Here is a 14594-nt window from a genome sequence, read left to right as displayed (position 1 = left end):
GGGGGAGCCCATGACGCAGATGATTTCTAAAACTGAGGTACCGGTCAAGAGACCCAATCGCCTCGATCCCATCGCTTTTTTCGAGCGCTTTGGCGTGCTGATTTTCATGATCTTGCTGCTGATTTTTTTCCAGTTGCAGAACAGCAATTTCCTGTCGGAACGTAATATTTTCAACATCCTGACCGAGGTTTCCATCTACGGCATCATGGCAGTGGGGATGACCTTTGTCATCTTGACCGCCGGGATCGATCTGTCGGTGGGTTCAATTCTGGCCGTGTGTGCCATGACTGCCGCCTATGTGATTAAAGGCGATAACTTCACCACCGTCGATGCCGAAGCCTGGGGCGGAATGAGTTGGCTGATTGGCTTGGGGATTTGTCTGGCGATGGGCACGGTGATTGGTTTCCTGCATGGGCTTGGTGTCACGCGCCTGCGTTTGCCACCGTTCATCGTCACCCTGGGCGGTATGACGATTTGGCGTGGCCTCACGTTGGTGATTAACGATGGTGCGCCGATTGCCGGTTTTGATGCGGGTTATCGCTGGTGGGGACGCGGCGAACTGCTGGGTATCTCCATCCCGATCTGGATCTTCGCCATTGTCGCCATCGCCGGTTATTTAGCGCTGCATAAAACCCGCTGGGGGCGCTTTGTTTACGCCATTGGCGGCAACCCAGAAGCGGCACGCTTGGCAGGGGTAAACGTCAAACGAGTGTTGGTCAGCGTCTACGTGGTGATCGGCTGTCTCGCTGGGCTCGCGGGTTTTATCCTCAGCGCACGTTTGGGCAGCGCCGAAGCAGTAGCCGGCATCTCCTTTGAATTGCGCGTGATTGCTTCGGTGGTTATCGGTGGTACGTCATTGATGGGCGGGTACGGACGCATTACTGGCACGGTGATCGGCTCGATCATCATGGGCATTTTGATCAACGGTTTGGTGCTGATGAACGTCTCGGCTTACTACCAGCAGATTATTACCGGTCTGATCATCGTACTGGCGGTCGCGTTTGATACCTACGCCAAGAGCCGCCGTGGCGCACTGTAATTGATGTGTTTCGGGAGAAAGAAATGAAAGACGTGCGTATTGGATTGATAGGAACCGGCTACATCGGCAAGGCTCATGCCATCGCCTACGCCCAGGCTCCGACGGTATTCAACCTGCGTGGCAGGTTGGTGCGGGAAATGGTAGCGGAAGTTTCCGCTGACTTAGCGGCAGAGCGCGCGCAGGCGTTTGGTTTTGCCCGTTCAACCGGTGATTGGCGCGAGTTGGTGGCCGATCCGAACATCGACGTGGTGGATATTTGCTCACCAAACCATCTGCATAAAGAGATGGCGTTGGAGGCGATTCGTCACGGCAAACACGTTTACTCAGAAAAACCGTTAGCGCTGAATGCCCGTGATGCCAAACAGATGGTAGACGCCGCGAAACGCGCCGGAGTGAAAACGCTGGTGGGTTTTAACTACATGAAGAACCCCACCGCGCAGTTGGCGAAGCAGATTATCGCGAACGGCGAGATTGGCGAGGTGATTCACTTTTACGGCACCCATAACGAAGACTATATGGCCGATCCGTTGTCGCCGATCCACTGGCATTGCTTTAAGGCAACCGCGGGTCTGGGGGCATTGGGGGATCTGGCGGCGCATATCGTCAACATGGCGCAGTATCTGGTCGGTGACATTGTGCAGGTGTGTGGCGACTTAAAAACCGTGGTCAGCGAACGGCCTGCCAAAGCCGGTTCTAGCGATATGGTGGCGGTAGAAAATGAAGATCAGGCTCATGCGATGGTGCGTTTCAAGGCCGGCGCGCAAGGGGTGATTGAAACTTCGCGCATCGCTTGTGGCCGCAAGATGGGGCTGTCTTATGTGATTACCGGTACCAAAGGCACAATCAGTTTTACCCAAGAACGGATGGCGGAACTCAAGCTTTATCTACATGACGATCCGGTGAATCGCCAAGGTTTTCGTACCCTATTGGTGGGGCCATCGCACCCAGATTATGGCGCGTTTTGTATGGGGGCGGGACACGGCATCGGTTTTAACGATCAGAAAACCGTCGAAGTACGTGACCTGATTGACGGTATTGCTGCTGATGTACCGATGTGGCCGGACTTCGAAGAAGGCTGGAAAGTTTCGCGTATTCTCGATGCCATTGCCCTGTCTCATCAGGATGGCCGTTGGGTGAAAGTGACCGATATTGTTTAAGGATCAGGTATGAGCAACGTGGAAAAACAGTTTGATGTCATTTGCATGGGGCGTGTGGCAGTCGATCTTTATAGTCAGCAGATTGGGGCGCGATTGGAAGATGCGTCGAGTTTTGCCAAATATCTGGGCGGTTCGTCAGGTAATGTCGCTTATGGCACCGCGCGGCAGGGGTTACGTTCCTCAATGCTGGCGCGGGTTGGTGATGAGCATATGGGGCGTTTTCTGCGCGAAGAGCTCCAGCAAGTCGGTTGCGATACCAGTCATTTGATTACTGATAAAGATCGTCTGACGGCGTTGGTGTTACTGGGTATCAAAGATCGCGATACCTTCCCACTGATCTTCTACCGCGACAATTGCGCCGATATGGCGATCACTGCGCAGGACGTCAGTGAGCCCTATATCGCTTCATCGCGTTGTCTGGCGATTACCGGGACCCATCTTTCACATGTCAAAACCCGTGAAGCGGTGCTGACCGCCTTGACCTATGCGCGACGTAACGGCGTGCGTACTGCGTTGGATATTGATTATCGTCCGGTGCTGTGGGGGCTGACGTCGTTGGGCGATGGTGAAACGCGTTTTATCAAAGCCGATCAGGTTACAGCGCAGTTGCAGGAAGTGTTGCACCTGTTTGACGTGATCGTCGGTACTGAAGAAGAGTTTCATATTGCGGGTGGTTCGACCGATACCCTTGAGGCGCTACGTCGAGTCCGTGAAGTCAGCAGTGCGACGCTGGTCTGCAAACGTGGCGTTCAAGGTTGCTCGGTTTATACCGATGCCATTCCGGCAGGACTGGATGATGGCCTGAACGTCTCTGGCGTGCGAGTCGAAGTGTTGAATGTGCTGGGGGCGGGGGATGCGTTTATGTCCGGTCTGTTGCGTGGTTATCTCAACGATGAAGGTTGGGAACAGGCCTGTCGTTACGCCAACGCCTGCGGTGCATTGGTGGTTTCGCGCCACGGTTGTGCGCCAGCCATGCCGAGCAAAATTGAATTGGATGACTATTTAGCACGTGCCGATCAGGTGCCACGTCCGGATCTGGATGAGCGTCTTAACCACTTGCACCGAGTCACTACGCGCCGTCGTCAGTGGCCAGAACTGTGCGTGATGGCTTTCGATCATCGCAGCCAGTTAGAAGATATGGCACTGCAATGCGGTGCCGATTTGCAGCGTATCCCGACGCTTAAGCGTCTGATCTTGCAAGCCAGCCGTGACGCGGCGCAAATCGCCCAATTGGACGGCAAAGCCGGACTACTGTGTGACGGCACCTTTGGGCAAGATGCGCTGAATGCCATTACCGGCGAAGGCTGGTGGATTGGGCGACCGATCGAACTGCCAGGTTCCAGGCCATTGGAAATGGAGCACGGTAATATCGGTTCGCAACTGATCGGCTGGCCGCAGGAACATATCGTTAAATGTCTGGTGTTCTTCCACCCGGAAGACGCTCATCAACTGCGTTTAGAGCAAGAGCAGAAAATTGCCGAGGTGTATCACGCCTGTTGCCAGTCTGGGCATGAGCTGCTGTTAGAGGTGATTCTGCCGGCGGATATGCCACGCAGTGACGATCTCTATCTGCGTGCCATTTCACGTTTTTACAACCTCGGTATATATCCGGACTGGTGGAAGTTGCCACCGCTGGCCTCAAGCGGTTGGGCGACATTGAGCGAACTGATAGAACGTCGCGATCCGCATTGTCGTGGTGTGGTGATCCTCGGGCTGGATGCCCCAACGGAAAAACTGCGTGAAGGGTTTAACGCCGCCGCCAATTTCCCAGTGGTGAAAGGTTTTGCCGTCGGCCGCACGCTGTTTGGCGAAGCCTCTCGTGCGTGGTTGAAACGCGATATTGATGATGCGCAATTAATAGAACGAATTCGAGACAACTATCTGCAACTGATTTCTCTGTGGCGTAGCCGCGGATAACATTAAGGAGTGTCGTATGACTGTGCATTTAGGTATCAATCCGCTGACATGGACTAACGATGATCTGCCATCGTTGGGCGCAGAAACGTCGTTAGAAACCTGTTTGAGCGAAGGTAAGCAAGCGGGGTTCGAAGGTTTTGAATTGGGCAATAAATTTCCGCGTGAAGCCGGAAAACTCGGGCCGATTTTGCAGCAGCACGATCTGAAATTGGTCTCCGGTTGGTATTCCGGTCGCCTGCTGGAGCGCAGTGTTGAAGAAGAGATTGAAGCGGTGCAATCGCACCTGACGTTGCTGCGCGAATTAGGCGCTAAGGTGATGGTCTTTGCTGAGGTTTCTGGCTGTATTCATGGCGAACAACAAACACCAGTTCATCTGCGCCCACGTTTCCCAGCGCAGCGTTGGCAAGAGTATGGCGAGAAACTGACTGAGTTTGCCCGCTACACCCAACAGCAAGGGGTGCAGATTGCCTATCATCATCATATGGGGACGGTAATCGAAACGGCGGAAGACATTGATAATCTGATGAAACATACCGGTGAAGAAGTTGGCCTGCTATTGGACACCGGTCATCTGACTTTTGCCGGCGCTGATCCGCTGGTGGTAGCGCAACGTTGGGCCGCGCGTATCAATCATGTGCACTGCAAAGACGTGCGTGCCGATGTGTTAGCGGATGTCAAAAATCGCAAAACCAGTTTCCTTGATGCAGTGCTGAGTGGCGTGTTTACCGTACCGGGTGATGGCAGTGTGAACTATGCACCGCTCATGACGTTGCTGAAAAAGCAAGGGTATAAAGGTTGGCTGGTGGTAGAGGCGGAACAAGATCCGGCGATTGCCCACCCGATGACCTACGCTCGACTGGGCTATAACAATTTGAGTCGTCTGGCGCGGGACGCTGGGCTGATTTAAGGAGGAGATATGTCGCATTTATTGTCGCGCTGGCAATCGCCTGATAGCAAAGGGCTCACGCAATCCATCACACCAGAACGTGCGAATTGGGGCTACGTCGGTTTTAAAGTGTATGAGTTGAACGAAGGACAAAGCCTACACTTACCCGCAGTCACGCAAGAACGCTGCTTGGTGCTGGTGGCCGGACGCGCCAGCATCGAAACGCCATCGTCGCGCTTTCTCGATATTGGCGATCGCATGAGTCCGTTCGAGCGTAAAAAACCCTGGGCGGTGTATGTCACTGCTGGTGAGGTAGTGGAAGTGAAAGCCCTCACACGACTGGAACTGGCGGTATGTTCTGCACCGAGCAAAGGCACTTATCCGACGCGCCTGATTTCGCCGGAAGATATCGGTGCCGAAGCGCGTGGCAAAGGCCATAACCAACGCTATGTGCACAATATTCTGCCAGAAGACCACCCCGCAGACAGTTTGTTGGTGGTGGAAGTGTATACCGACGAAGGTTGCACCAGTTCGTATCCGAGTCATAAACACGATAACGACAATCCGCCACACGAAACCTATCTGGAAGAGACTTACTACCATCGCCTCAACCCTGAACAGGGCTTTTGTCTACAACGGGTTTATACTGATGATCGTTCGTTAGATGAATGTATGGCGGTCTACAACCGCGACGTGGTGATGGTACCGAAAGGCTATCATCCGGTTGCGACGATGGCAGGTTACGACAGTTATTATCTCAACGTGATGGCAGGACCGGTCAGGAAATGGATGTTCACTTGGGAAGAGGATCATAGTTGGATAAATCGTGATTATCCGAAAAAATGACGTTGTCACATAAATGCGAGCAAGATCGGAAAGCCGCCCCGTAGGACGGTTACCTGGCTTACTTGCCTGCTGCGTTAATGATCACCGTTAACGAGTTGTTTGATATGCTCAAACCCCCGTTTTCGGGTGACAACAGCGCACCAGATACAACGAGCACAATACAAAAGTATCGCTTCATTGTGCGGTCCTTGCTCAAACCGCTTCACGCCAGCACCACCGATGATACTACCGTGAATGCAAGCACGTGGGGCGTGCTTGCTGCCTACGGTCACTGGAGATCCTCTCCTAGAACCGGTGCCCGCTTGCTTAAGGCGGCGAAGAGGTCCGTAGCGATTGTACACAAATACCACATGGGTAAATACTTGACAGCGAAAGGTCAGAGGCACAAAATGACCGTCACGTGGGCGTGCTTGCGTTACATTAGTATCAAATTAGCTGGGAAGGCCGCTTACCTGACCAGCACAAAAAAACCGTCATTATTGACGGTTTTTTTGTTCCTACTACTCCTGCTTTCACACCCCAATCCGATCCCTTAATGTGTAATATGTCGCGCCAATGGCGGTAAAGGGGATTTGCGACAGCTTGGCAAAGACGCCGAAAGTCTCTGCATCACCTCACAATCAATATTTTGCCTGAATCACCTGACGGACAGTTTGTTGGTGGTGGTAGTGTACCCCGACTAGGATTGCCTATAGTTAATGTTGGCGATAAATTAACCATGGCGGTAAAGTGGGATTTATATAAGAAGCAATATACCAACGACTATGTCAGATACGTGATTACGGACTGTACTCAATTAGTGATTTGGCTAAATTATTTTCAACCTCACGAGTCAGCGGATTATCTGACGTTTATCCGTAGCAAGGCGTTAATTCATTTGCAAAACGAAATCTGATCAACCCTATCCTCACTCATTAAGGATGACAGACAATGTTTCGCCAGGAAGCGATTGATAATCAAAAATTGAAATGGCGTGGTCGGGCGCTACTGTTACCTGGCATCCCTTTTGGGGTCATAGCGGGACTGTGTCTCTTTTTTATTTTTGCCTTTCTGACTTTTGTCATTGCCGGTACTTATACCCGACGAGTGAATGTTACCGGTGAGATCACTACTTATCCCCGTGCGGCTAATGTTTATTCCGGTGTCCAAGGCGTGGTAGTCAAACAATTCGTCAATGAAGGGCAAGTGATCAAAGCCGGAACTCCTATTTACCAAATCGACGTTAGTAAAAGCACCCACAGCGGCGTGGTAAGTGATAACCAGCGTAGGGATATCGATGGTCAGTTGACGCGTATTGCACAAATCATTAGCCGCTTAGAAAGCAATAAGAAAAATACCCTAGCGATGCTGGCAATACAAAAAACGCAGTATACCGCCGCTTTCCAGCGCTCCACCGACATTATCCGGCGAGCCCAGGAAGGGATACGTATTATGAAGGAAAACATGGAGAACTACAGGCACTATCAAGCTAGGGGACTAATCAACAAGGATCAGCTGACCAACCAGGTCGCACTGTATTATCAGCAACAAAACAACCTGCTGGGTCTGTCCGGGCAAAACGAACAAAATGCTCTGCAGATCACCGCGCTGGAAAGCCAGATCCAAACTCAGGCGGCTGAATTCGACAACCAGATCTATCAGATGGAACTGCAGCGTTACGAACTGCAAAAAGAGTTACTCAACATTGATGCTGGTGGGGCGATCATCATTCGGGCGCTGGCTGGCGGTCGCGTTGATTCGCTGAGCGTCACGGTTGGGCAAATGGTTAATATCGGCGACAGTCTACTGCAAGTTATTCCTCACAATATTGAACATTACTCTCTGGTGCTCTGGGTACCCAATGATGCTATTCCCTATATTGCTGCCGGTGACCGGGTCAACATTCGCTATGAGGCTTTCCCCGCGGAGAAATTCGGGCAATTCGCTGGCACGGTCTCTGTTATTTCAAAAGCACCCGCTTCACCACAGGAAATGCTGACCTATCAGGGGGCACCTAAAGCGGCACTGACCGCTTCCGTTCCGTACTACAAGGTGATCATTAGGCCGGAAAAACAGACCATTATGTACGGTGGTAAACACCTGAGCCTAGAAAATGGCATGAAAGCACAAAGCACTTTGTTTCTGGAGAAAAGGAGAGTTTATCAATGGATGCTGTCACCGTTCTACGACATGAAACACAGCGCAATGGGGCCGGTTAATGAGTAAGTTCACCTTCAAAACTCTGCTCAGTCAGTTGGACATGCGCTTGCGCCACCGCGTTCCGCTAGTCCATCAAACCGAATCTTCCGAGTGCGGCCTAGCTTGTCTGGCGATGATCTGCGGCCATTACGGCAAGAATGTCGATCTGATTGCGTTGCGGCGACAATTCAATCTTTCGGCGCGTGGTACTACTTTGTCCGGGCTGACCAATATCGCTGACCAACTGGGGTTAGCTACGCGTCCTTTGTCTTTGGATATCGATGAGCTTGGCGCATTGAAAGTGCCGTGCATATTGCACTGGGAGTTCAACCATTTTGTGGTGTTGGTGAGTGTTAGGCGTAATGGTGTGGTGCTGCATGATCCGGCGCGCGGTCGCCGAACTGTGAGCCTGACGGAACTATCGCAAAGTTTTACTGGTGTAGCACTTGAGGTCTGGCCGGGTAGCGCTTTTGTGGCTAACACTGTGCATACTCGGCTCCGCTTACGCACGCTGATGAGTAGCGTGCACGGCCTTCGAGGGACGCTCGGCAAAATATTTTGTCTGTCTCTGGTGATTGAGAGTATCAATCTGGTTATGCCGGTTGGGACACAGTTGGTGATGGATCATGCCATCCCGGCGGGTGATCGGGGTCTACTCACCCTTATTTGTGCAGGCTTAATGTTGTTCATCTTACTGAGGGCGACTGTCGGCATGGTGCGCGCTTGGTCTTCGTTGGTTATGGCTACGCTGATTAACGTGCAGTGGCAATCTGGGCTATTCAATCATCTGTTGCGTTTGCCACTTGGTTATTTTGAACGGCGTAAGTTGGGCGATATTCAATCGCGTTTCGGTTCGTTGGATGTGCTGCGTAGCACTTTCACCGCCAGTATCGTCGGGGCCATTATGGATAGCATTATGGTGATTGGCGTACTGGTGATGATGGTGCTGTACGGTGGCTGGCTGACTTGGATCGTGATGGCTTTCACCTCTTTGTATGTGCTGCTGCGCCTGTTGACCTATGGGTATTACCGGCAATTATCGGAAGAAGCGTTGGTCAGAAGTGCCCGAGCCAGTTCGTATTTTATGGAGACTTTATATGGTATTGCCACTGTCAAGATACAGGGTATGGCGCAGCGGCGCGGCGCACACTGGCTCAATCTCGAAATAGACACCATTAATACCGGTATTCGAGTGACCAAGATGGACATGCTGTTTGGCGGTATCAACACCTTTGTGGCCGCTTGTGATCAGGTGGTGATCCTGTGGCTGGGCACTAGCTTAGTGATCGATAACCAAATGACCATCGGCATGTTCGTGGCGTTCGGTGCCTTTCGAGGGCAATTCTCTGACCGCATTGGTTCACTGACTGCATTTTTATTGCAATTGCGCATGATGAGCCTGCACAACGAACGCATTGCCGATATTGCTTTACATCCACGGGAGAATCGTAAACCTGACCTCCCTTACGAGGCTAGATTGCGGCCTGTATCGCTGAACGCGTGCGCGCTGAGTTATCGCTATGACAGCCAATCACCAGCCATTTTCAGCTGTCTGGATCTAGCCATCGCACCAGGGGAAAGCGTGGCCATAGTGGGAGCCTCTGGATCGGGGAAAACCACCTTGATGAAGGTGTTGTGTGGGTTATTTACCCCTGACAGCGGCAGAATCGAGGTAAATGGTACCGATATCCAGCAGCTGGGCATTAATAACTACCACAAAATGATCGCCTGCGTGATGCAGGATGACAAATTGTTCTCCGGCTCTATCCGAGAAAATATATGTGGTTTTGCAGACGATATTGATGAGGATTGGATGCAAGAGTGTGCTCAAGCGAGTTACCTGCACGAAGTGATCATGCGGATGCCGATGGGTTATGAAACTTTAATCGGAGAGTTGGGTGAGGGGCTCTCTGGTGGGCAAAAGCAGCGGTTGTTCATCGCTCGAGCTATCTATAAAAAGCCCGGTATCCTGTTTATGGATGAAGCGACAAGTGCGCTGGATAAGGAAAGCGAAAACGTGGTGAATCAAGCCATCAAGAAACTCAGTATTACGCGGGTTATCATTGCACACCGTGAAACTACAATAGCATCCGCAGATAGGGTAATTTCATTGGGTTAAGGAGCAGGGAACTATGGAGCTGAATAACCAACGAGGAAAAGGCACAAAATTTGCTTTTGCATGCTTGGCAATGTTTTTACTACTAAATGGGCTGACTTTTTATCCCGTTATTATTCAAGACAAAATTGCTCTCATCAAGTCTGGTCTAGCACTTCCCATATTATTCATTATTGAATTCATTTTTATTGTGCCACTGTATGTTATTTTTTTTAGAAGAATGGATGGTATGGGAAAAGGGAACTTTAGTATACGGCAATTTTTGGTATGTTTCTTCTTTATCCTTTTTTTCCAATTTTCGGGAGCCTATATTTTTGAATTGGGAAAAAAGATAAATTGGATGATAGAACAACAACCAGCCAATGGAACTTTGTTTTGGGGGAGTTTTCTTCTGCTAGTATTTATCGTACCGATTTATGAAGAACTGGTGTTTAGAGGGTGTTTACTCAGTGCGTTTCTTCATTTTTTCAAAGGAAATATTTACTTTTCATCATTGATTACCTCGATCCTGTTTGTCATTTTACATACACAATACACTGATATTGGAGCATTAATAATTCTTTTTCTTGTTTCAATCATTCTAATTGCAGCTAGGATCGTATCCAGAGGTCTAATGATGCCCATTGTACTGCATATGTCTATGAATGGAATCGTGTTGGGGGTAGGTGTTATTATGAGGTAATATTTAAACAATGAAAGGCTAATGTATAACATTAGCCTGTTTATGAAGAGGATGAAAATCTATCTATGGTGGGTTGAAACTCCACTAGAGTGATACCATTTAAAGATTCTTATTATACTGAGTGTTAAGTTTTGCACTCCAAAAAATAATACAAAAGCAATAATTGCATCAAGAATATTGTTCCCATTTGATGCTATTACTAATGATGAGTTATTAACCATTAAGATGGTTAATAAAAAGCTAATTATCAAAACAAAATGATTTAACTTGCTACCCATTGGGTGTTCTCCGTAAAATCTCCCTCATCAGAGCATAAATATAACACCTAATGAGGGATGTGTAGTATTACCAATGGCACTGACCATTTACACTATTACTGTTATTATTCCCACCTAAGGCGCCGTTGCCACCATTATTTGCAGGGCTGTTATTGGAGCATGAAATTGCCGTTCCAAGTCCACTAACTAAAGCTCCGGCTAGCATTCCGCCAGGACCAGCAATAGAACCACCTATAGCACCAACGATGGCAACTGCTCCGACATCATTTAAGCATGTTTTTGGAACACCACCATTTCTGTTGCCACCATTACTATTGGAGGCGCTACGTCCACCGCCATTATCAGAGCGATCACCGCCATTATTACCACGGCCACCAGACACATATTCTAACAACGAAGAATCGATAATTTTCATAAACAACTCCTTTTGATGATGAAACTGCTTTATGTAAAATTACGTAAAGCGATTAATTGTTAATCTCTCTTTGGGTGTTTTTCAATCAATATGATAATAAAATGTTAATTTATTGGTGTTGGATCGCAGAATCACGCATTTATCTTCAGGTTATTAGGCTCCAATTCGCGATGTAGATCACAAAAAAAGGAAGGAGCAGGATATTTCTTCGATTTGGTTGAATGTAAAAAGATCCATAAAGGATCTTTTTTGTATTCAGCTATTAATTCATAAAGTTACATTCTCACACCCCAATCCGATCCCTTAATGTGTAATATGTCGCACCAATGGCGGTAAAGGGGATTTGTAGGCAACGACCGCCGAAGAATGGCAGGTGTGGCAATTTGGCGAAGGCGTCGAAACGCTCGGCATCACCGCGCATCAACTCGCTAATCAATTTACCTGCCAAATGAGTACAGGTGACGCCGTGTCCGCTATAGCCTTGCATGTAATAGACGTTGTTTTCCAAACGGCCAAATTGCGGCATACGCGATAAAGTCAGTAAGAAGTTACCGGTCCAACGATAATCAATACGAACCCCTTTCAACTGCGGGAAGGTTTTTAGCAGTTTTGGCCGGATTAAATTGTCGATATCGTCTGGATCGCGCGCGCCATACACCACACCACCGCCGTACAGCAGGCGGTTATCACCAGTAATTCGGTAGTAATCCAACAGATAGTTACAGTCTTCTACACAGTAGTTTTGTGGGATCAGCGATTGGGCGATTTCAGGCGCTAACGGCTCGGTGGTCACCACTTGTGTGCCGCATGGCATACTGCGTTTCGCCAAGCGAGGCTCCAGTTTGTCGCCCAGATAGGCATTACCGGCGACGATCACATAGCGCGCTTTGACCTGACCGTTAGCGGTGCTGACGAAAGCCGGTTCGCCGTGGCGAATATTAGTTACTGCCGACTGCTCGAAGATGCGCCCGCCTTGTTGGCGAATGGCTTCGGCTTCTCCCAACGCCAGATTTAACGGGTGGATATGCCCACCGCTATGATCCAGCAATGCGCCGACATAACGGTCACTGGCGACTTCTTGTCGAATCCGTTGATCGTCCAGCAGTTCAAGCTGCGTATTGCCGTAGCGTTCCCAATTTCTCTTTTGTTCGATCAGCGCGTGATACTGTTTGTTGTTCATGGCGGCAAAGATCCCGCCGGGGCGATAGTCACAGTCGATGGCGTAACGTTGGATGCGCTGACGAATAATATCAGCCCCTTCAAACATCATGCTACCCAGCAGGCGAGCGGTTTCCATGCCGTAGCGTTCTTCAATGACATCAATGTCGCGGCTGTAGGAGTTGACCAACTGGCCGCCGTTGCGACCACTGGCACCAAAACCAATGCGTGCCGATTCCAGCAACACCACGTCGTAACCGGCTTCCACCAAAAATAGTGCCGAAGATAGTCCGGTGTAACCGCCGCCGATAATACAAACATCACATTCGATCGATTCACTCAGTTGCGGGTAAGGCTGATGCTGATTGGCCGTTGCCGCATAGTAGCTTTTTACGTGTTCAGTCATGTGTTCAGCCCTTATTCCAATGAAATCCAAATCGTTTTTAATTCGGTAAATTTTTCCAACGCGTGCAGTGATTTATCGCGTCCGTTACCACTCTGCTTGTAACCGCCGAACGGTACAGTCATATCACCGTCATTGTAGTTATTGATAAACACTGAACCCGCTTTTAACTGACGAGCCAAGCGATGAGCGCGGGACAGAGAGCGTGTCCAGAGGGCAGCGCCTAAACCGTAGTCGCTATCGTTGGCCAGTTGGATGGCTTGCTGCTCATCGTGGAAAGTCGTTACTGCCAGCACTGGGCCGAAGATTTCGTCGCGCGCAACGCTCATCTGCTGGCTGACCTGCGTGAGAATGGTTGGCCCGAGATACCCGCCATGGCTGGCTTGTGGATTTTCACGCCCGTCCAAGTACAGCGTGGCACCTTGGCTGAGCCCTTGTTCAATATAATCGAGTACTTTGCTGCAGTGACCTTGGTCGATCAGCGTACCCATTTGGGTTTCAGGATTGAGTGGATTACCTGGCACGAAAGCAGCAGCGTGTTTGCGCAGTGCTTGCAAGAATTCCTGCTGGATGCTTTCTTCTACCAACAAGCGTGTACCGGCAATGCAGACTTGCCCTTGATTGTAGAAAATCCCAGCGGCGGCAGCTTGAGCGGCTTTATCGATGTCCGGGCAGTCGGCGAAGATGATATTGGCGCTCTTGCCGCCAGCTTCCAGCCAAACCTTCTTCATATTGGATTCACTGGCGTATTTCATTAGCTGCTTGGCGACCGCCGTCGAACCGGTGAAGGTGAGGGCATCGACGTCGTTGTGCAGCGCCAGCGCTTTACCTGCGTCGTAACCAAAGCCGGGAACCACGTTCAATACGCCATCCGGCAAACCTGCCAGCTGCGCCAGTTCTGCCAGTTTGATGGCTGAGAGTGGGGATTTTTCGGAAGGTTTTAGTATCACGCTATTACCTGCTGCCAGAGCGGGGCCGAGTTTCCAGCAAGCTATCAGTAACGGGAAGTTCCAAGGGACAATGGCACCGACGACGCCAATCGGTTCACGTTCGATCAACGCCAAGGCATCGCGGCCAGTCGGGGCGATTTCGCCGTAAACTTTGTCGATAGCTTCGGCATACCAGCGGATTGAGCGTGCTGCGCCCGGTACGTCATCACGCAGGCTGTGGCGGATCGGTTTACCGGTATCCAGCGTTTCTAGCAGTGCTAATTCTTCCTGATGTTGTTCCATCAGATCGGCCAACTTCAACAAGGTAGCTTTACGTTGGCTTGGCGCCGCTTGTGACCAATCGCCACGTTCAAAAACTTCACGTGCGGCGCTGACCGCCAGATCGATATCGACGCCGGAACCTCGGGCCACTTGCGTTAATTCACGCTGGCTAGCCGGATCTTCAGTGGCAAAGGTGGTGCCTTCGGCGGCGGGTTGATAACGGCCATTAATAAACAGTCGGTTCTCAATCTTTAGGCTCTGCGCCCGTTGTTGCCAATACTGCAAATGGTGGAAGTCCATACCTACTC

At 50.2% G+C, this 14594-nt stretch carries 12 protein-coding genes; 8 read left to right on the top strand and 4 right to left on the bottom strand.

The window, feature by feature from the left end:
- Positions 1–10: 10 nt before the first annotated feature.
- From AC3ISQ_RS12800 to iolB, 5 genes are read left to right on the top strand one after another with little or no spacing between them, the layout of a single operon-like run.
- Positions 11–1039: an ABC transporter permease gene (locus tag AC3ISQ_RS12800; RefSeq protein ID WP_489347000.1), complete on the top strand. Its 1029-nt coding sequence runs from the start codon at positions 11–13 to the stop codon at positions 1037–1039.
- 23 nt (positions 1040–1062) lie between these two features.
- Positions 1063–2196, top strand: a complete 1134-nt coding sequence (locus AC3ISQ_RS12795; protein WP_489346998.1) for a Gfo/Idh/MocA family protein — start codon at positions 1063–1065, stop codon at positions 2194–2196.
- Between the two features lie 18 nt (positions 2197–2214).
- Entirely contained in the window at positions 2215–4113 is a 1899-nt protein-coding gene (locus AC3ISQ_RS12790) for a bifunctional 5-dehydro-2-deoxygluconokinase/5-dehydro-2-deoxyphosphogluconate aldolase (protein ID WP_489353273.1), read from the top strand.
- A 16-nt stretch (positions 4114–4129) separates the two neighbouring features.
- Positions 4130–5020: a myo-inosose-2 dehydratase gene (gene iolE, locus AC3ISQ_RS12785; protein WP_489346996.1), complete on the top strand. Its 891-nt coding sequence runs from the start codon at positions 4130–4132 to the stop codon at positions 5018–5020.
- Positions 5021–5029: 9 nt separating this feature from the next.
- Positions 5030–5845, top strand: a complete 816-nt coding sequence (gene iolB / locus AC3ISQ_RS12780; RefSeq protein ID WP_489346994.1) for a 5-deoxy-glucuronate isomerase — start codon at positions 5030–5032, stop codon at positions 5843–5845.
- Between the two features lie 58 nt (positions 5846–5903).
- Here the strand turns inward: iolB and AC3ISQ_RS12775 are convergent, their stop codons facing one another.
- Positions 5904–6023, bottom strand: a complete 120-nt coding sequence (locus AC3ISQ_RS12775; RefSeq protein WP_489346993.1) for a small toxic inner membrane protein TimP — start codon at positions 6021–6023, stop codon at positions 5904–5906.
- 752 nt (positions 6024–6775) lie between these two features.
- On the opposite strand from AC3ISQ_RS12775, the gene AC3ISQ_RS12770 reads away from it, so the two are divergent.
- From AC3ISQ_RS12770 to AC3ISQ_RS12760, 3 genes are read left to right on the top strand one after another with little or no spacing between them, the layout of a single operon-like run.
- Positions 6776–8050, top strand: coding sequence for an HlyD family secretion protein (locus tag AC3ISQ_RS12770; protein WP_489346991.1), 1275 nt, complete (start codon positions 6776–6778; stop codon positions 8048–8050).
- The gene (locus AC3ISQ_RS12765; RefSeq protein ID WP_489346989.1) at positions 8043–10142 is read left to right on the top strand and encodes a peptidase domain-containing ABC transporter; all 2100 of its coding nucleotides are present in this window, start codon (positions 8043–8045) and stop codon (positions 10140–10142) included. The genes AC3ISQ_RS12770 and AC3ISQ_RS12765 overlap by 8 nt, the downstream gene beginning before the upstream one ends.
- A gap of 13 nt (positions 10143–10155) precedes the next feature.
- Positions 10156–10821 carry a CPBP family intramembrane glutamic endopeptidase gene (locus AC3ISQ_RS12760; RefSeq protein WP_489346987.1) on the top strand — a complete coding sequence of 222 codons (666 nt, stop codon included), beginning with the start codon at positions 10156–10158 and terminating at the stop codon, positions 10819–10821.
- Between the two features lie 345 nt (positions 10822–11166).
- On the opposite strand, the gene AC3ISQ_RS12755 is transcribed toward AC3ISQ_RS12760, so the two are convergent.
- The 3 genes from AC3ISQ_RS12755 to puuC form a co-directional block, all read right to left on the bottom strand.
- Positions 11167–11514: a hypothetical protein gene (locus AC3ISQ_RS12755; RefSeq protein ID WP_489346985.1), complete on the bottom strand. Its 348-nt coding sequence runs from the start codon at positions 11512–11514 to the stop codon at positions 11167–11169.
- Between the two features lie 283 nt (positions 11515–11797).
- Entirely contained in the window at positions 11798–13078 is a 1281-nt protein-coding gene (locus AC3ISQ_RS12750) for an NAD(P)/FAD-dependent oxidoreductase (protein ID WP_489346983.1), read from the bottom strand.
- Between the two features lie 11 nt (positions 13079–13089).
- Positions 13090–14586, bottom strand: coding sequence for an aldehyde dehydrogenase PuuC (gene puuC, locus AC3ISQ_RS12745; protein ID WP_489346981.1), 1497 nt, complete (start codon positions 14584–14586; stop codon positions 13090–13092).
- Positions 14587–14594: the final 8 nt, after the last annotated feature.

The organism is Serratia sp. KH_031 (genome assembly GCF_057839655.1).
The sequence above is the reverse complement of the archived record's forward strand: the minus strand, read 5'-3'. Positions and strand labels throughout refer to the sequence as shown.

Coding starts and splice junctions, on each gene's coding strand:
- AC3ISQ_RS12795 (WP_489346998.1), top strand. CDS start 1,063: ATGAAAGACGTGCGTATTGGATTGATAGGAACCGGCTACATCGGCAAG.
- AC3ISQ_RS12775 (WP_489346993.1), bottom strand. CDS start 6,023: ATGAAGCGATACTTTTGTATTGTGCTCGTTGTATCTGGTGCGCTGTTG.
- AC3ISQ_RS12770 (WP_489346991.1), top strand. CDS start 6,776: ATGTTTCGCCAGGAAGCGATTGATAATCAAAAATTGAAATGGCGTGGT.
- AC3ISQ_RS12765 (WP_489346989.1), top strand. CDS start 8,043: ATGAGTAAGTTCACCTTCAAAACTCTGCTCAGTCAGTTGGACATGCGC.
- iolB (WP_489346994.1), top strand. CDS start 5,030: ATGTCGCATTTATTGTCGCGCTGGCAATCGCCTGATAGCAAAGGGCTC.
- puuC (WP_489346981.1), bottom strand. CDS start 14,586: ATGGACTTCCACCATTTGCAGTATTGGCAACAACGGGCGCAGAGCCTA.
- AC3ISQ_RS12760 (WP_489346987.1), top strand. CDS start 10,156: ATGGAGCTGAATAACCAACGAGGAAAAGGCACAAAATTTGCTTTTGCA.
- AC3ISQ_RS12800 (WP_489347000.1), top strand. CDS start 11: ATGACGCAGATGATTTCTAAAACTGAGGTACCGGTCAAGAGACCCAAT.
- AC3ISQ_RS12750 (WP_489346983.1), bottom strand. CDS start 13,078: ATGACTGAACACGTAAAAAGCTACTATGCGGCAACGGCCAATCAGCAT.
- AC3ISQ_RS12755 (WP_489346985.1), bottom strand. CDS start 11,514: ATGAAAATTATCGATTCTTCGTTGTTAGAATATGTGTCTGGTGGCCGT.
- iolE (WP_489346996.1), top strand. CDS start 4,130: ATGACTGTGCATTTAGGTATCAATCCGCTGACATGGACTAACGATGAT.